This is a genomic window from Superficieibacter electus (genome assembly GCF_002915575.1).
Lineage (GTDB): Bacteria > Pseudomonadota > Gammaproteobacteria > Enterobacterales > Enterobacteriaceae > Superficieibacter > Superficieibacter electus.
Map to the genome: position 1 here is coordinate 227,867 of NZ_PQGD01000001.1, position 16,980 is coordinate 244,846.

The window sequence follows — 16,980 nt, forward strand, 5'->3', positions numbered from 1 at the left end:
ATTATGAGCGATGTCACCGGGGAAAGCTATACACATCCAATAATAATCATGTTTAGACGTGGTACCTGGGCTGAGGTACCACGTCTGAGCATTAGCGTGCCAGCGATGCAGCCATTCGGACCCATGTATGCCTGCGGCCTCGCACAGCCAGTGACAAAGTATAAACCGCCTGCGGGTCGGCCATACCTGCAACGCCTGCATCGCCAAAGTTGTAGAGATCTGCCCCACAGCGTTTACTGGCAAGACCAATCTGGCGGATGGTCTCTTCATCAGCCCCTTCCTGGCTGCTGCTGATAGTGGTAATGGCCAGCCCCCCCGCCTGACGAATAGCGGCAAGCGCAGCGTCAACACGTGTTTCAGAAGCCCCACGGCAACTTGCCGGAGCCGGGACCATGACACCGTCAGCCCCCGCAGTAATGTAGCCAGCATATTCTTCAGCGCAGGCCAGCCCGGCGGCATAAAATTTAGCGACGAGGATCAGTTTACTGGTCTGCGCACGCATCTGCTGCACGGCCTCGCACACTCGCTGTGCCGTTACGCCCGGCTTGTCGTACGCCGTCAGACACAAAAAGTCTGCCCCGGTGATACGGTCCAGGTTGGCGAGATTACAGGCACGGGGGTTATCTGTAGCTTCATCAGCCAACACTTCCAGACTCACGCCGACCATACGCCCGGTTAACGCTTTGAAATGCTTAAGGTCACGACAGCCCTGGATGCTTTGCGAATGGCAGTCCATCCCTTTTACCAGCAGCAGATCCGCACCAAAGGCGCATAACAGTTCGCCATTGGTCACTTCGCCATACAGCGGTGCTGCCCCGGCGGCCACCTCCGCCATAATCGTACGCCCTTCGCAGGCAACGATAGCCTGCCTGAGTTCGCTGCCGCTCACCGATTGCGCAAAGTCGCTGGTGCGACAGTTCAGTATACGCTGCATTATCTTCTCCTTAAGAAAGCGTCACCAGTGCGGGCGACGGCTGGTGGAAAGCCGTTTCGAGGATCTCAAGGTTGGTCAGCGCCTCCACTTCACTAACATAATTTGCAACGCCCGTCGTGAGGGTTTCGTAGAGCGCATCATAGACCCGACCATAATCACCTTTAACCGGCGGCAGATGCTCGGTATGGGTGTTGCCCTGTTCATCGACATACTCAAGCAGTGCGCACTGATTATCGGCGGCGAAGTCCGGATGATCCGGCATAATGCCGGCTTTCAGACTGGTCTCCTGCTGATCGATTTGGTAGCGCACAAAGCTGCCTTTAGTGCCGTGGACGAGGAATTTCGGGTACGGCACTTTCACCAGGTGACTGGTTTTGATGATGGCTTTCAGATCGCCATAGAAAAGCTGAGCTTCAAAAGTATCGTCGGGGTTGGCTTTCTGGCGCAGATGGCGCAGATGATAAGCAACCTGCTGCGGACGGCCAAACAGCGACAACATTTGATCCAGCGTATGTACGCCGAGACCATAAAATGCGCCGTCGAAGGCACCGCCAGGCTGGAGATCGGCGTCAGGACGGAAATAGTCAAAATGGCTTTCAACCTCAACGATATCCCCCAACTTGCCGCTTTCAATGGCCTGCTTCATGGTCAGGAAACAGCTATCAAAGCGCCGATTCTGGAAGGGAGACACCACCACGCCTTTCTCTTTCGCCAGCGCAAACAGCGTCTTCGCTTCTTCAAGGGTGGTGGTAAACGGTTTTTCTACCAGCACATTTTTGCCATGCTCCAGGCACAATTTGGCGTAGTGGAAATGGCTGTCTGGCCGGGTGCAAATCGTGACCAGGGTGATTTGTGGATCGTTGAGGATCTCATCAACGTTATCGGCAAACTGTATTCCCTGATACTCCGGTAAGCGCTCGCGTTGTGGGTTGCGCACAACATCAAAAATACGCTTAACGCTGAATTTATTTTTTCGGGTTAATACATACGGTAAATGGTAACGGGTAGCACTTTTACCAAAACCAATGAATGCACTGTAAATCACGGTCGTTCTCCTTAACTATTAAACAAAGGCAGTGCGGCCAGCACGGCCGCTTTGCCATCCAGCTTACTGAAGTAGCCCGCATCCAGCGGCTGAACCGGGCAGCGATTGCCGATCTCTTCACAAATACTTTCGCGCATATAGCCCAACTGCGGCCCCAGCAGAATGAGGTCAGCCTTTTGATACTCTTCCTGAAGGCGGCCGACGTTAATGGCATAAATGGTGAACGGATAGCCCGCTGACTGCGCGAACTGGCTCATTTTTCGTGCCATGATGGACGTGGACATGCCTTCATTGCACATCAGAATAATGGTTTTTGCCGTCTGCGTTTTGGGTTCGGATGCGGCAATTCCAATTTGTGCGTTTTCGGCTATCTCGTTGACCAGTTTCTGTTTTTTCGCGCTGAGCAGCGATCGCTCATACGCCGCGAGGAAGGGCAGATAGATCATTACCCCGAGCATCAGCAGCAGAATTTGCAAAATGACATTGCGAAAATCGCCGCCGGAACCAAGCCAGCCGGAAAGCAGCGGCGGCACCGACCACGGCACGTAAGCGACGATCTTCGACACCATCCCCCACTGAGTGGCAAAGTAAGCAATGATGAAATTAATCTGCGGATAGATAACAAAGGGGATCATGATGAGCGGGTTATACAACACCGGAAAACCAAAAATAACCGGCTCGTTGATATTAAAAATACCCGGCGCAAGTACCGTTCTGGCAAATTTCTTGTGGCTCGACATTTTACTGCGCAGGAACAATGCTATCAGTAGCGCCAGCGTGGTTCCTGTCCCGCCCATATGGCCATAGAGATCGCGAAATGGCAGCACAATAATATGCGGCGGCACTTCGCCCTTTGCAAAAGCGGCCATATTTTCCTGCATCGCCACCAGTAACGGCGGTTCGAGGATCGGGTTGATGATCCCTGAAGGATGGATACCGAGTGAAAATAGCAGATTGGTTAAGGTGGTCAGGGTCAGAAAGCCGGGCAAATTGGTGGTTAAATGGACCAGCGGAGCCTGAATAGCCTTCTGGATAATCTCATTGACCTCCATATGGAAAATACCGTGCACGGCGACCGCCACAATAGCAAATGCCAGTACGGTAAGCATGATAGAGAACATCGACTGAAACGACTGCGCCACCATCGGCGGAACATCATCGCCGAGGCGAATTTGCAGGCGTTTACTGTTGGAGATCCACAAAAAAAGATCGGTTGCCAGCACCGCTGCCAGAATGGCGACAAAGACGCCGCCCGCGTTGGTCAGGCCGTATGAAATGACGCCATTCACTTCCACCGCCCTTTCAGCACCCACCGGAACCAGCGTCAGCGTATTGGGCATCAGCACTAAAAAAACCGCCAGTGAAACCATCGCCGGAATCACCGGCGTGGCAAACTTACGCTTAGTGGCGATATTCCAGGAAATCAATATCACCAGCATTAGCGACAGAATATTCATGGTGCCATTCAGAATACGATCACCTACGCTGCGTAACGAGGTAAGTGTCTCACTGGTTAATGACGAGGCTATCCATCCTTTAGGATCAAGAAAAACATAATTCACCATGATGAATAAACCGGCCAGCACCAGGAAAGGCACGGTGATAATAAAACTGTCACGCAGACTGCGCAGATGAATTTCTGAGGCCATTTTCTGCGAGATATCGGTGATTTTTTGTAGCGTTGCGCTGCCCATCATCCGTCCTTAATTTTTGTTGATCAATGACAGCGCCTGCTCCACAACCGATTTTGCGTTAATGCGGCCAAAATCGATGGGGCTAATGGCGTCAACGGGCAGCGTGTTGTGCACGCGCTTACGGATGGATTCCATTAAATAACCGATCTGCGGACCAAGCAGGACGATATCGGCTTCCTGATATTGTCCCTCCAGCGCTGATTCGGGAACCGCCCACGCGTGGATATCCAGCCCTTGCTGCTGTGCATATTCATTCATCTTGTTGCACAAAAAGCCGGTTGACATTCCTTCATTACAAATAAGTAATATTTTTTTCATGATTTCTGTCCTTGGTCATTATTTTGATGCAGTAGTTTCCTGCATCGTCAGCATTTTTTCATACAGCATCAGGAATGGCATATAAAGCAGGACCCCCAGCACCAGTAAAATGAGCTGCAAGATGACATTCCGATAATCACCGCCGCTGGCCAGATAGCCGGATATTAACGGCGGCACGGACCAGGGAATATAGACAACGATTTTCGATACCCACCCCAGCGCGGTTGCGTAGTAAGCAATGACATACAATATTGAGGGAATGAAGGTAAACGGGATCATTAATATCGGGTTAAAGATAATAGGAAAGCCAAAGATAACCGGTTCGTTAATATTAAAGAGCGTTGTCGGTATAACCGTGCGTGAAAAAGATCGCAACTCCTGGCGTTTACTTCTGAGGAATACCGCAATAACCAGGCATAATGTCATTCCGGTCCCTCCCATACGGCCATACAAGTCACAGAACGGCCGCACTATAATATTCGGGATGTCTTTGCCTGCCGCCCACGCGTCCATATTCTGCTGGGTCGCCACCATAATCGGTGCTTCCATAATCGCACCGGTAATACCACCGGGATTTATGCCCATGGAAAAAACAAAGTTATTGATGATATCAATCAGAATGTAAGCAGGTAGATTAGTTGCCAGGCCCAGGAGCGGTGCCTGAATAACTTTGTTAATGATTTCATGCAGTTCCATACCGCAAAAGGAGACAATCAGGCAGGAGCTGATTGCAAACATCAACACGGTGATCATGACGGCAAACAAGGTATTAAACGACTGAATCACCGCCGGGGGCACATTGCCTTCAAGCCGAATTTGCAGGTGTTTGTTTTTGCATATCCGGATAAAAACCTCCGTCGCCATCCCCCCACACAACAATGACACGAAAGTCCCGCTGGTGCCTAATAGCGCATACGGGGCCGCACCTTTAATCAGCACCTCCGCCTCTGCGCCCTCAGGAGTAAAGCCATTCAGCACCGGCATCAGAACAAACAAGCAGCTGACGGTGACCAGCGCGGCCATGAGCGGATTGGCAAACTGCCGGTTGCGCGCCAGGTTGTAGCTGAAAATAATGCCGATGAGCATTCCGAGGATATTCATCGTGCCATTAACCACTTTATTTCCTACCCCCTGCCAGGATGCCAGCGTGGTGTCGGAAATAAACCCGGAAAGGATGCCTCCCGGATTAATAATAACATTATTAACCAATATCATCATTCCTGCTAACACCAAAAATGGAATAAGCATAATGAATGCATCACGCATGGTTCGGAGATGAATTTGCGACGCCATCCACTGCGCCATCGCGAGGGTTTTCTTTAAAAATAGCTCTTTCATTATGTTTCCTCGATGGGTCCGTTTATATATTCACACCAAGAATTATTTAATGTAATCAATAAGGCTTATTTATAGTTAAACACCATTACCGTCGACGGCATTAGCATGAAACGCCAGGTGTAACAAAATCAAGTCTTTTATTTTAAAAGTAGACTACTTTTAAAATAAATGAGATCTGGATAATGTTTTACCCGGCAGGATATAATCCTCTTGCTGCCGAGAAAGGAGAGTCGCTTTGCGTAGATATATTCAAATATCAAATATTATTAAGGAAAGAATTCAAAACGGTGAATATATAGTGGGCGAGAAGATCCCTTATGGGCATCAGCTTTGCGCGGAATTCGCCTGTAGTAAAATTACGCTAAATAACGCGCTGGATATTCTGGTGAGTGAAGGGTTTATTACCCGTCAACGTGGACTGGGAACCATTGTAAAAACGGCATCACCCCAGCGCACGTCACAAATGTTACCCATTCAGGGCGTCAGTCGTCGGCTTGGTGGCCAGGGAGATGAAGTGCACAGTCACCTGCTACAGTTTGATATAGCGGTTCCCCCTGTCGAAATCGCCACCCAGCTGGCAATGGCGGAAGGCCAGTACGCCTGGCATTTCAGACGGGTGCGCTATGTCGGAAACGATCCGCTGTCTATTGAAGAAACGTGGATTCCGGTAAAAATTTTGCCAGATTTTACCCGCCAGGACGCGCTCGGTTCGGTATACCAGTTCGTAGAACAGTCGCTGAAGAAAATCCCCTGTAGCTCCCATACCCAGTTTTACTCGCTGCCCAGTGATGACGAAGCGCAGGAATGGCTCAAGCTACAGGTCAATGAACCAGTAAGCGTTACGCTATCGGTGACCTATCTGAACGATGGTCAGCCGTTCGAATACTGCACCAGCCGCTACCATTATCAACGGTTTAATTACAATGCGATTGTGCAGCGAAGCTAGCCTGTACGCTTTCACAGCGTGCTTTTACCGACGCGTATACCAGACGCACGGCCGGGGAAAGTTGTTGGCGGTGGGGACAGATCATATTTAGCGGTACGCTTTCTCCCTGATACTGCGTGAGGATGCGTTGTAATCGCCCGGCCTGCACATCCTCACTCACGTCCAGCCAGGATTTGTAGGCTATCCCCTCACCCGCGATCGCCAGACGGCGGATCACTTCGGCATCATCGCTCATTATCGAGCCAGAAACATCTACCTCATGAATTTCACCATTCGCCAGTAGTCTCCAGCGATCGTGCAAACGGCCACGTAGTACGAAGGTCAGCGCATTGTGCGTTGACAACGCCATCAGCGATTGCGGCTCGCCATGCTGGCGTATCCATGCTGGCGATGCCACCAACACGCGCCGGTTATCGGGGGCAACGGGTAAAGCAACGTAGTATGCATCGCCGTTGGTGCCATAGCGAAACGCAATGTCTATCGGATCTTTAAACACGTCGGCAATCTGATCGGAAAAAAGAATACGCAGACGCAGCGCGGGATGCTGCTGACATACCTCACGAAACACAGACAGTAACAGATTACGCCCTAAATCTGACGGTACGGCAATGTGTAACGTGCCACGGATTTCATCGTCCGGAGCCTGGATTTTTTGCAGCCCGGCATGCATCGTATCCAGCATTTTCACGGCGTAGGGTAGCCAGCTTTCTCCCTCCTGAGTGAGTCGCAGGCTGCGGGTCGAACGGGCAAACAGACGGATATTGAGCGCTTTCTCAAGGCGTTTAATTGCCGAACTCACCTGTGCGGGCGGCAGCCCCGCCTCACGAGCAGCTTCACTAAAACTGTTCAGCGCCGCTGCGCGCACAAACAGGGTTAAATCTTCCAGCCTGAACATTTTCACTCCCGGAATATAAGTGCTGTTGTCGGCGAACCATTTTTCCCTTTCCCTGAGGGATCTATCATTGATTCATCAAACCAATAACTGTTTACCATTCCAGGAGCCAATATGAAAGCTATCGCAATTACGCAGGCAACTTCTCAGGACAGCAATATTGATTTTTTACAGGAGGTCGATCTGCCTGTACCGCAAGCGCAAGGACATGATCTGCTGGTGGAAGTGAAAGCGATTTCGGTAAACCCGGTCGACACCAAGGTTCGGGCAGGTTTCAATGCCGAAGAGCCCCGGGTGCTGGGTTGGGATGCGACGGGAGTGGTGGTGGCAAAAGGCGATGCAGTTACGCTGTTTAAGGAAGGCGATGAGGTGTGGTATGCCGGGGCATTAACGCGGTCAGGTAGCAACAGTGAATTTCAGCTGGTGGATGAGCGTATCGTGGCGCATAAACCAGAACGGCTTGATCACGCGGCGGCGGCGGCCCTGCCATTAACAGCAATTACCGCATGGGAGCTTTTATTTAACCGTCTGGGCGTAAAAGAAGGTCGTGGAGAGGGAGAAAGTTTATTGATTGTTGGTGCGGCGGGTGGTGTAGGCTCGATTCTGACGCAGCTGGCAAGAAAATTAACCCGGCTGACGGTGATTGGTACGGCATCACGTTCTGCCAGCCAGCAGTGGGTCATTGATGCCGGCGCGCATCATGTTATTAATCACCAACAGCCTTTTAGTGAAGAATTAAAGCGCATTGGCATTAAAGAAGTGAATTACGTCGCCAGCCTGACTCACACGGACGAGCACTATTCGGCCATTATTGAGGCGCTGGCACCACAAGGCAAACTGGCGCTGATTGACGATCCGCAAAGCCTGGATGCCCTTCCCCTGAAGAAGAAAAGCATTTCGCTGCACTGGGAGTTTATGTTCACCCGCTCAATGTTTGAAACGCATGACATGATTGAACAGCATCGCCTGCTAACCCGTGTCGCTTCATTGATTGACGACGGTACGCTGGTCAGCACGCTTGGGGAGCACTACGGAAAAATTAATGCGGAGAATTTGCGTAAAGCGCATCGGCTTGTGGAGACGGGACGGTCGATCGGTAAGATCGTACTGGAGGGGTTTTAAGTCAAGCGCTAGCGCGACGGCAGATGCCGTCGCGCGTATGCCATTAACGATGGAAGACTTTCATTGAGAAACGCACCCACGCGGCAAAGCACAGCAGGAACAACGCCAGGCTTAGCCACTCTGCAATTTGCAAGCGGTCAAAAAGTATGCCGATGGATGCCAGAATCACGGCCGCGGCAAAAAGAATAACCAGCGTCCGGCGGCTGCTGTAGCCGCATTTCATGATGATGTGGTGAATATGCCCGCGGTCAGGACGGAACGGGCTATTGCCGCTTAAAATCCGCCGTATTGATACGGCCGACATATCGGCGAGCGGTAGCGCGATTAGCCATAACGCCGTGACGGGGGCGATGATCGCATCGTCATTTTGCGTTGCCATGACCAGCAGCCAGATGGCAGCAAAACCAATTACCGTGCTGCCCGCATCGCCCATAAACACCTTGCGCTTTTTGCCGCCAAACAATCCGAGATTGGCTAATAGATAGGGCATGATGGCCAGCACCAGCGCCAGACACCAGTGCCATGCACCGATATTGCCATGCAGATAAAACAAAATGCCCAGTGCGCCAAAAGTAACACAGGACACTGCGCCGAGTAATCCATCAATGCCGTCAATCATGTTAAAAGCATTAATCGATGCCCAAATAGCAATCAGGGTAATGAGATATCCTACCGCACCAAGCGTCACCACATAACCGGGGATCAACTCCCCCAGAGAGGATAACCACAATCCTGAACGCATCATTAGCACGGCTGCGATCGCCTGGGCAATGACGCGCGGCAGCACCGGGAGATTGAATCTGTCATCGAGCACACCGATAATCAGCAGCATCGAAATCGAGAACCAGAACATCTGCTGGTGGGGTAACCACTGCGGGTTTAAATATTGCAGGGCGCTCATCGCCACCCAGACTGAAATACCACCAACGAGGGGAATGTGTCCTTCATGAACTTTACGCGCGTCCGGCTTATCGACCAGACCGAATACCGGTGCGGTGAAGCCAGCAACCGCGAGACCACCAATAGCACTGATTAGGATCATCACGAAATCCATATAACTCTCCGAATTTTCCGTGCACATAGACAGACCGCCAGCGGTGAAACTGGCAGCGCTTTTTTGATTTACGATTAAACGAGATACCCCGGCAGAGGATGCCGGGGAGAACTGCGAGGATTACTTCTTATCGGTATAACTGTAGCCGTAATGGTTGTATCCGTAGCCATAATAGCTACTGGCGCGCTTGATCACGCCGTTAAGGATCGCGCCTTTCACGTTAACACCAGCCTGCTCAAGACGTTGTACGCAGACCGTCATTTCTTTCACGCTGTTGACTTCAAAACGTGCCACCACCAGACAGGTGCCTGCCGAGCGGCCAATTACCGCCGCATCGGTCACCGCCAGAATCGGTGGCGTATCGATGATTACCATATCGTAATGTTCGCTTGCCCAGTCCAGTAATTCACGGAAACGATCGTGCATCAGTAACTCAGCCGGATTAGGGGGTACCTGGCCACGGGTCAACACGTCGAATCCGCCTTTGGTGAAGTTCTGTATTGAGGCCTCCACTTTGGATTTCCCGGATAACACAGAAGAAAGGCCATCGCTGTTGCTAAAGTTGAACAAGTCATGCGCGTAGCCACGACGCATATCCGCATCAATGTACAGGACTTTCTGACCGGCCTGCGCAACAATCGCCGCCAGCGTACTACTAACAAAGGTTTTACCGCTATCAGGTGTCGCCCCTGAAATCATCAGCACATTGTTAGTCGATTCCATCATCGCAAAATGCAGACTGGTACGCAGACCACGAATAGCTTCCACCGACAAGTCAATGGGGTTATCAACCGCCAGGAACGGTATATTTTTGGTCTTATGCTGCGTGCGGGATGAGAAAATATTTTTATTTCGCAACCGCGTTTTCTGCGCCAGCCAGTCAGACATTGGAATGGTGGCATACACATTAATCCCCTGCTCTTCCAGTTGCTCAGGTGAATCAATGCCCTTACGCAGCAGCATCCGCGCCAGCACCAGACCGATAGAAACAAACAGTCCCATCAACAGTCCAAGTGCGACGACCAGCGCTTTTTTCGGTTTGATCGGCAGCGGCTGGGTGACAGCCGGGTCGATGATCCGCACGTTACCAATGGCGCTCGACTGCGCGATGCTTAACTCCTGTTGACGGTTCAGCAGTTGCAGGTAAACGGCCCGGCCCGATTCCACATCGCGGCTCAGACGCAGGATCTCCTGTTGTGTCGATGGCATAGAAGAAACACGTTTGTTCAGCCGTGTTTTTTCCTGTTCCAGCGTCTGGCGTTTTTCCATCAGCGCCCGGTAAGTCGGGTGATCTTTCTTATAGAGCTGGGAAATTTCCGCTTCGCGGAAGGTCAGTTCATTGAGCTGATTATCGGCATTAACGATCTGCTCAAGAACCGATTTTGCTTCCAGGTTGAGGTCAACGGAATCGCTCTGTTTACGATAGGCGTTGAGCTTATCTTCTGCCTGATCAAGGTCGCTACGCACCTGCGGCAGCTGCTTTTGCAAAAACTCAAGGCTCTTTGAGTCTTGTGCCGCCTGGCGAGCAATGTTCTGTTGCAGATAGTTGTCAGAAATACTATTCAGAATACGGGCGATAAGCTGCGGATCTTCGCCAGTAACGGTCAGGCCCAGCATGCCGCTGTCTTTGGTCTTTTCGCTAACGGTGAATTGTTTGAGCAGTTCGTTAATCGCTTCAAGATCGGTCATCTGACGGAGGGTAAAACGGGTACCCGGTTCAGCATCAATATCGGCAATTTTAAGCGAGAAGCCATTCTTATCCACCAGCTGTCCAATCTGACCCTGCGCCGTGAAATCGTCGCCTTCAACCGTGAAATGTCCCTTCTCACCCACGGTCAGGGTAAATTCCTGCTGGGCCATTTCCTTCGGTACGGCAAGCCAGGTCAGCGCAATGACACCCGGTTTTTGCCCCGTCAGACGCGCCCAGCCACGACCAAAGACCGGAAAATAGTCTTGTTCAACGACATTGCGCAGACTGAGGTCATCAATGGTTTTACCGAGGATCATACGTGATTGCAGCAGTTGAATTTCGGGCGCAGATTCCGGGGAGGAGTCCGGGATCATTTGGCTTAAACTGCTAAGGATAGCGTTGCCCTGCTTCTGCTCAACCTGAATTAACGCATCGGCCTGATAGACCGGTGTAGAAAATAACGCATAAATCACAGCGATAACCGTAAAAAACACGGTGACGAAAAAAATCAGTTTTTTATGGTCGATCAGATCGCCCAGAAGACGTCCTAAATCCAGCTCGTTGTTCGCGGTTTCAGCAGGGGCAGTTGTGACTTTTGTCGACATAACGAATATTTATCCCGTTTTATTTTCCGAGCCTGACAGCCCATTCTTTACTGGCCTGCTCAAGCAGCCCGTAAACGTGTTCAAAGGCCTCATGGCTTTTGCGGTAGGGGTCAGGAATTTCCTTTTTACCCGCCCATTGACCAAAGAGCATGGTTTTACCTCTTACCTCCGGCGCGATAGCAGTCACCTGCTCTATATGAGCAGGTTCCATCACCAGGATAAGATCGTAATCGCGCGCCATGGCGGGGGTAAGCTTGCGTGCGATGTGCCCGTCCAGTGAAACGCCGTGCGCTGCGGCAACTTCTATTGCGGTGGCATCAGCAGGCTGACCGCTAAGGCCGAAGGTGCCTGCTGAATCGACTTTCATGCCGGGGAGCGTATGCCGCAACAACCGTTCCCCGGTGGGGGAACGGCAGATATTTCCGGTACAAATCACCAGAATGGAACTAAACATTAATTTGGCCATGTTTTGATATAACGAGCGGTTTCCGTCAGGTCATGAACACCAGTGATGGTCGGCACCAGTTGTGAAATCACACGGTTCCAGCGCACCAGCGGTGCGGTAGTCACATAAACAATATCGTACGGTTCAAGCTGGAATTCAGTTCCCAGTACCATTGCCGAGGCATCCTGTGCATTCAGCTGATAAATATTGGCGATTTTGCCGTTCTGCTTGCCTTTCAAAGAGCGGATAACAAAGATGCCGGTGGCATCTGACATATCCTGCTTCATGCCCTCTGCATTACCCAGCGCTTCGGCCAGCGTCATGCCGCTGCGATCCATCCGTAGCGTGCTTTGTTTACCCACCTCACCCATCACAAAGACTTTCAGATCGTCATTGCGCGGGATAAACAGGATGTCACCAGGATAGAGTAGTTTATTCTGCGTCAAATCGCCGCGCTGCATCAGCGCCCAGAGCGAAATTTTGGTGTCCTGACCATTATGCGTCAGCACCACGTTACGCCAGTCAGCATCTTGCGTCAGGCCGCCCGCGGCGTTAATGGCATCCATAACGGTGAGTGGAATATTGGTAATCGGCTGTTGGCCTGATTTTGCCACTTCGCCGGTCACGTAGGCTTTCTGTGAACGGAAGGCCGCGATGCTAACATCAACTTGCGGGCTTTCGATGACCGAATCCAGTCGGGCGGTGATTTCGTCGCGCACTTCGGCAAGTGTTTTACCGGCGACCCGCATTTTACCGACGTAAGGATAGAAAATAGTGCCATCAGCACTGACCCAGTTACCGGTATCGCTAGCGCTGCGATACTGCCCCGCCGGGGTAGTCAGTTCCGGGTGATCCCATACGGTTACCATCAGCACATCGCCAACCCCGATACGGTACTGATAGCTCTTGAGCAAATCGTCCAGTTGAGGATTTGCTTTTGACATTACCGATACCGGACGAAGTTGATCAATAAGACCCGGCGTCATTGGAAAGACATTGACCATGCTATTTAAATCGTAATCGCTGTCAGGAAGATCGATAACGTCCTTTCCACTGGTGCTCAACCCTTGTCCTGGGATGACCGTACAGCCAGCTAACGCCCCAACAGCCAATGCCACGAGAGAAACCCTAAGAATACTCTTTTTCATTATATAAAATCATCTGTGGTTCAAATGGTTTAGTGTCAATCCGATTGCATTTCCAGCAATCTTATTAACGTGCGCTATCACTATTGTTTTTATCACGTCATGCGAGGAGATAAAAACAGAATGTCGGCCCTAAAATGAACGTTGTTCTCAAAGATGAAACTTTTTCACCTCTGGCGGGCATTTCTTCCCTTCGGGCTTAATAACCAATGGGAACATCGCGATCCGTCGTCATATTATAAAGTTGGTATTTCCGTCCAAGCATCTGCCCACCGTCACGCGTCAGCGGCGTCCAGCTTATCGACGCACGGCTGCGGGTTGGCGTAACCGTCATCAAATCCAGCGGCACAGAAACATAGAAGCCTTTACTGAATCCACCCTCGCCGTAATCATCTTTCGACACGTTGGTGACCGCCGCCCATGCACCGACCGTTACGCCGCTGTCGAAGCGTTTCGAGATATCAAGGGTGCCGCCCTTGTCTTTCGCCAGGTACTGCCCAAGGCTAAGTTTGAACAACACGTCATCAAATACGGGCGGTGTCCAGTAGCCGGTCAGATGGCCGGTTGGCGCTTTATAATCGATAAAGCGCATCATGTTATTCCAGTCACGCTGTTTAACGTAGTTGCCATCAATGCCCACCGCCCAGTTGCTGTCCAGCGGACGATAAAGCACTTCGGCACCGGCACCACCGTACATAGTTTCCAGATACCCGCCGTAGACCTGGCCGTAGAAGCCATTGCCTAAATAGCGCACATAGTTGCTTTGCAGGTTGTTAACGTAGACGTCATTTTCAACATAATCACGAATGTGAGTACGTACCGGCGGCAAGGTGGTGTCGCCCGGGGAATCTGTCGATTTGAACTTGTTGTAGTTGTTATAAACGTTGGCAAAGACGCCGCCGTCTACCAGCCAGTGATCGGTCAGCCAGTAGTTGGCGCTGCCCATCACGCCAATCTGGAACATATAGAAGTTTTCCGGGCCGCCAAGGGACTGGCTGAGTACCGGGGAAATGGAATAGCCAAAGCGATCCGGGCGGATGCGATAGCCACGTCCGAGCGCATCGGTATCAACCGGGTTGATACGGCGCTGTTGCAGCGTTTCTTCATGCCCCAACGGGTACCCTTCCAGTTGCTTACGCAGACTGGCGACGTTGGTCTCGGTAGTAACCTGCGGCATGTGCTGCGTTTTTTGGGTGACGCTGAGGGTATTGACGCCCGCGGGCAGGTTATTCATCAGGATACGGTTAGCGCGATCCACGCCTTCACGCGTGTCGCGATAGCGGTACTGTACGCCAGTCATATACAACGTATCGCCGCGCTGAATGATTTCTGGCTCGTCAAAGCCCGCATTGTATTTCAACTGCGTCAACACATTAGCGGCAGTGGTGTATTGCACTCCATTTGTTGCTGGCGCAGGCTGGTACGCTGGTTTTGGATTATCGCGCTGCGACGGTTTTAGCTCGTTGAAATTGGTACGCAGAGTAAAGCCGAACATCAGGGTATTACCGCGCTCGTAGCTGAGGTTAACGTCAGCCCACTCGGCGGCACGGTATATCGCGCCGACGTTGAAGTGGCTGCGCTGATCGATTTTGCCGGCAAAATCATCCTGATAATCGTTGCCGTCATATTCCAGTTTCAGACGCAGCGGGGTCCACGGCGTCTGGTACTCTACGCCGCCAAAAAGCGCAGCGGGTCCACGGAATACGTCAGTAAAGCTGATATCGCCCGCATCGTGCGAGTCAGCACGAGTACAATATTTGTCGCTCGCGCGACAAAAGGGGTTAGTGATATTACCGCTGTTGCCGTTATAGCCCCAGCCCATCCCCAGCGAGAAATCAAACGGCCCGGCCATTTTGCTGGCGACGACATATTCGCCGTCAAAAAGCCCGGTACCCGCGATGTCGCGTTTGCCAAAAGCGAACTCAGGCAGCCAGAACCCCTCTTCCCATAGGCGCACTTTGAAGTCGAAAGATTTATCTTTGTACGTTTGATCGCCGCTAAAATCTTCATTCTGGCTGTATTTACGGGTACGCACGTCGGTATAACGAACGGTACCTTCAAGCCAGGGGAAAAGTGCAATGGAGGTGGACCAGAAGCGATATTGATCGTTATCGCGGTAGTTGACGCTAAATTCGCCTTCTTTGGCAATACGGGCATTTGGGGTTTGCATCAACCCCGTGCCGCCAAAGTCAGACTGCGAGGGACCAATCGGGTCCGGATATGTCAGCACATCCGCATTACAGGCGCTGGCGACGGCCATAGCCAGCAGGCTGAGCAGGTATTTTTTATTCATCAGTCAGGTATCCGGTGTGTCAGAACAGAGACAATTTGCTCATTAAGCGTTTTGTATTCTCCAGGCGTGGCCCATGAGGAGAATCCTACCCAGATAATGCTGCCCGGTTCCGGTTCAACGTGACGATGATTCCAGTAAGCCACCGGCGCTTGCTGAACGCTGCCGTCCGGATGGATCACAATCGCAATGTTGCGTTCCGCACCGGTCAGTCGCTCGCGCCCCGCCAGATAATCACGTACGCTACGTCCCGCCTGCCAGCTGATTTTTCCCGTCCCCTCAATCGCGCCTAAAAGCGTCACCGTTGTGGGACGCGCAGGAAGCCACAGCGAATAGCGGCCTTCGAGACGAGGATTGTTTTCATCGCGGGTACGGACCAGGTCGGGATCGAGAGGAACAAATTGCCGCCCAGTGACCTTAATTGCCTGAAGCTGTTGAATGACAGTGCGAATACTGGCCGCCTGATCCACGCTTTCGCTCGCCGCCCAGGCATTGAGTTGCTGTAATGTTTTCTGATACTGCTGTTGAATAACGGCGGTAGCCTGCGGTTCTGCAATGACCGCCCCCTGCCACCAGATCCCGGCAGGCAGGTTAGATACAGTCACCACCTGTGCCAGATTTTGTGCATGTTCAATTTTTAGCGTCTTGCCAGAGGTAAGCGCGTGTACCGTAACCTGGCTATCCGCCCAGACAGGGCAACTAAGAGCCAGGAGCCCAGCGCTGGTGAGTAATGTTTTTATTTTCATAGCGTCGCGGGTTTCAGGATGGTGAAGTCAATGGGGAGAACCCCCGCCCCTAACATCTGGCGGCCCTGACGGACCTGCCCACTAACCGCATCCACCCAGAACGTGTTTTGCCAGTCGCGCGAAGGTGAATCCGTGTGAGCATTTTCATGCCAAACCAGACAGCGAACCCGTTTACCGGCAATGGTAAGGACGTCTTCACCACCTGCGCTAAAGCGAGAGACCACCGTAGCAGAGCGGAAACGTTCGTCTTCTGTCCAGCCAATTGTTCTGGTCCAGGTAGTGCCGTCTCTAAGCTGTCGGGCGTTCAGGAGAGGGTCTTGCGGCAGGTTACTAACCTCAAGAAGGTTGTCAGGCAGGTTGACGGTTTTCACTAACCGGCCACTTTGGGTAACCAGCATCGCCTTATCCTGCGTCAGCCATTTGCGCTGACCATTTTCAAGATAACCCAGTACCACAAAAATGCGCTGGCCGTCGTTAATGCGCAGGTACATTGTGTTGTAGGGTAGCGCTTCAATTTGCTGGTTAGAAACCGTCACATCCTTCGCGCCGTAGAAGGTCGAATCCAGGGTATCAACAATGCTTTGCTGGCTATGGGTACAGCCCTGCATGAGCAGGCAGGCCAGAAGGAAGAGGAGTATGCGCACCAGAGGTTCCCTTTCACAATGTGTTAATACAAAAAATAACCACAAGAGGGCGGTTATTTGCACGCACTTATT

General features: G+C 51.7%; 15 protein-coding genes. 2 read left to right on the forward strand and 13 right to left on the reverse strand.

Annotated elements, in window-relative coordinates; translation table 11 throughout:
• Nucleotides 1–91 precede the first annotated feature (91 nt).
• Genes CHU32_RS01130 through CHU32_RS01150 form a run of 5 tightly spaced genes read right to left on the reverse strand, consistent with a single transcriptional unit; the run spans nucleotide 92 to nucleotide 5,329 of the window.
• Nucleotides 92–934 carry a DUF7916 family protein gene (locus CHU32_RS01130; RefSeq protein ID WP_103674247.1) on the reverse strand — a complete coding sequence of 281 codons (843 nt, stop codon included), beginning with the start codon at nucleotides 932–934 and terminating at the stop codon, nucleotides 92–94.
• 10 nt (nucleotides 935–944) lie between these two features.
• Nucleotides 945–1,979: an oxidoreductase gene (locus CHU32_RS01135; RefSeq protein ID WP_103674248.1), complete on the reverse strand. Its 1,035-nt coding sequence runs from the start codon at nucleotides 1,977–1,979 to the stop codon at nucleotides 945–947.
• 11 nt (nucleotides 1,980–1,990) lie between these two features.
• Nucleotides 1,991–3,676 (reverse strand): PTS transporter subunit EIIC, encoded by a 1,686-nt coding sequence (locus CHU32_RS01140; RefSeq protein ID WP_103674249.1) that lies wholly within the window; start codon nucleotides 3,674–3,676, stop codon nucleotides 1,991–1,993.
• A 6-nt stretch (nucleotides 3,677–3,682) separates the two neighbouring features.
• On the reverse strand, nucleotides 3,683–3,991 hold the full coding sequence (locus CHU32_RS01145; RefSeq protein WP_103674250.1) for a PTS sugar transporter subunit IIB: 309 nt from the start codon (nucleotides 3,989–3,991) through the stop codon (nucleotides 3,683–3,685).
• An 18-nt stretch (nucleotides 3,992–4,009) separates the two neighbouring features.
• The gene (locus CHU32_RS01150; protein WP_103674251.1) at nucleotides 4,010–5,329 is read right to left on the reverse strand and encodes a PTS sugar transporter subunit IIC; all 1,320 of its coding nucleotides are present in this window, start codon (nucleotides 5,327–5,329) and stop codon (nucleotides 4,010–4,012) included.
• Between the two features lie 235 nt (nucleotides 5,330–5,564).
• On the opposite strand from CHU32_RS01150, the gene CHU32_RS01155 reads away from it, so the two are divergent.
• Nucleotides 5,565–6,275, forward strand: coding sequence for a GntR family transcriptional regulator (locus CHU32_RS01155; protein ID WP_103674252.1), 711 nt, complete (start codon nucleotides 5,565–5,567; stop codon nucleotides 6,273–6,275).
• Here the strand turns inward: CHU32_RS01155 and CHU32_RS01160 are convergent.
• Nucleotides 6,244–7,170 (reverse strand): LysR family transcriptional regulator, encoded by a 927-nt coding sequence (locus CHU32_RS01160; protein ID WP_103674253.1) that lies wholly within the window; start codon nucleotides 7,168–7,170, stop codon nucleotides 6,244–6,246. The two genes, CHU32_RS01155 and CHU32_RS01160, sit on opposite strands and share 32 nt — an antisense overlap.
• A gap of 111 nt (nucleotides 7,171–7,281) precedes the next feature.
• Between CHU32_RS01160 and CHU32_RS01165 the strand changes: the two genes are divergently transcribed.
• Entirely contained in the window at nucleotides 7,282–8,289 is a 1,008-nt protein-coding gene (locus CHU32_RS01165; RefSeq protein ID WP_103674254.1) for a zinc-binding alcohol dehydrogenase family protein, read from the forward strand.
• Between the two features lie 43 nt (nucleotides 8,290–8,332).
• On the opposite strand, the gene wecA is transcribed toward CHU32_RS01165, so the two are convergent.
• From wecA to CHU32_RS01200, 7 genes are all read right to left on the reverse strand, one after another.
• Nucleotides 8,333–9,331, reverse strand: coding sequence for a UDP-N-acetylglucosamine--undecaprenyl-phosphate N-acetylglucosaminephosphotransferase (gene wecA / locus CHU32_RS01170; RefSeq protein WP_176691605.1), 999 nt, complete (start codon nucleotides 9,329–9,331; stop codon nucleotides 8,333–8,335).
• Between the two features lie 132 nt (nucleotides 9,332–9,463).
• A complete protein-coding gene (gene etk, locus CHU32_RS01175; RefSeq protein WP_103674256.1) occupies nucleotides 9,464–11,638 on the reverse strand; it encodes a tyrosine-protein kinase in 2,175 nt (724 codons plus the stop codon).
• Nucleotides 11,639–11,657: 19 nt separating this feature from the next.
• A complete protein-coding gene (locus CHU32_RS01180) occupies nucleotides 11,658–12,104 on the reverse strand; it encodes an arsenate reductase/protein-tyrosine-phosphatase family protein (protein WP_103674257.1) in 447 nt (148 codons plus the stop codon).
• Nucleotides 12,092–13,231 carry a polysaccharide export protein gene (locus CHU32_RS01185; RefSeq protein WP_103674258.1) on the reverse strand — a complete coding sequence of 380 codons (1,140 nt, stop codon included), beginning with the start codon at nucleotides 13,229–13,231 and terminating at the stop codon, nucleotides 12,092–12,094. The genes CHU32_RS01180 and CHU32_RS01185 overlap by 13 nt, the downstream gene beginning before the upstream one ends.
• A gap of 196 nt (nucleotides 13,232–13,427) precedes the next feature.
• Nucleotides 13,428–15,521 carry a YjbH domain-containing protein gene (locus tag CHU32_RS01190; RefSeq protein ID WP_103674259.1) on the reverse strand — a complete coding sequence of 698 codons (2,094 nt, stop codon included), beginning with the start codon at nucleotides 15,519–15,521 and terminating at the stop codon, nucleotides 13,428–13,430.
• A complete protein-coding gene (locus CHU32_RS01195) occupies nucleotides 15,521–16,264 on the reverse strand; it encodes a capsule biosynthesis GfcC D2 domain-containing protein (protein ID WP_103674260.1) in 744 nt (247 codons plus the stop codon). Before CHU32_RS01195 ends, CHU32_RS01190 begins: the two co-directional genes overlap by 1 nt.
• Nucleotides 16,261–16,908, reverse strand: coding sequence for a YjbF family lipoprotein (locus CHU32_RS01200; protein WP_425444872.1), 648 nt, complete (start codon nucleotides 16,906–16,908; stop codon nucleotides 16,261–16,263). Before CHU32_RS01200 ends, CHU32_RS01195 begins: the two co-directional genes overlap by 4 nt.
• Nucleotides 16,909–16,980 lie beyond the last annotated feature (72 nt).

Excerpts from the sequence above, each read along its gene's own strand:
- CHU32_RS01185 (WP_103674258.1), bottom strand. The coding sequence starts at position 13,231 with ATGAAAAAGAGTATTCTTAGGGTTTCTCTCGTGGCATTGGCTGTTGGG.
- etk (WP_103674256.1), bottom strand. The coding sequence starts at position 11,638 with ATGTCGACAAAAGTCACAACTGCCCCTGCTGAAACCGCGAACAACGAG.
- CHU32_RS01150 (WP_103674251.1), bottom strand. The coding sequence starts at position 5,329 with ATGAAAGAGCTATTTTTAAAGAAAACCCTCGCGATGGCGCAGTGGATG.
- CHU32_RS01145 (WP_103674250.1), bottom strand. The coding sequence starts at position 3,991 with ATGAAAAAAATATTACTTATTTGTAATGAAGGAATGTCAACCGGCTTT.
- CHU32_RS01130 (WP_103674247.1), bottom strand. The coding sequence starts at position 934 with ATGCAGCGTATACTGAACTGTCGCACCAGCGACTTTGCGCAATCGGTG.
- wecA (WP_176691605.1), bottom strand. The coding sequence starts at position 9,331 with ATGATCCTAATCAGTGCTATTGGTGGTCTCGCGGTTGCTGGCTTCACC.
- CHU32_RS01165 (WP_103674254.1), top strand. The coding sequence starts at position 7,282 with ATGAAAGCTATCGCAATTACGCAGGCAACTTCTCAGGACAGCAATATT.
- CHU32_RS01180 (WP_103674257.1), bottom strand. The coding sequence starts at position 12,104 with ATGGCCAAATTAATGTTTAGTTCCATTCTGGTGATTTGTACCGGAAAT.
- CHU32_RS01195 (WP_103674260.1), bottom strand. The coding sequence starts at position 16,264 with ATGAAAATAAAAACATTACTCACCAGCGCTGGGCTCCTGGCTCTTAGT.
- CHU32_RS01190 (WP_103674259.1), bottom strand. The coding sequence starts at position 15,521 with ATGAATAAAAAATACCTGCTCAGCCTGCTGGCTATGGCCGTCGCCAGC.
- CHU32_RS01160 (WP_103674253.1), bottom strand. The coding sequence starts at position 7,170 with ATGTTCAGGCTGGAAGATTTAACCCTGTTTGTGCGCGCAGCGGCGCTG.
- CHU32_RS01140 (WP_103674249.1), bottom strand. The coding sequence starts at position 3,676 with ATGATGGGCAGCGCAACGCTACAAAAAATCACCGATATCTCGCAGAAA.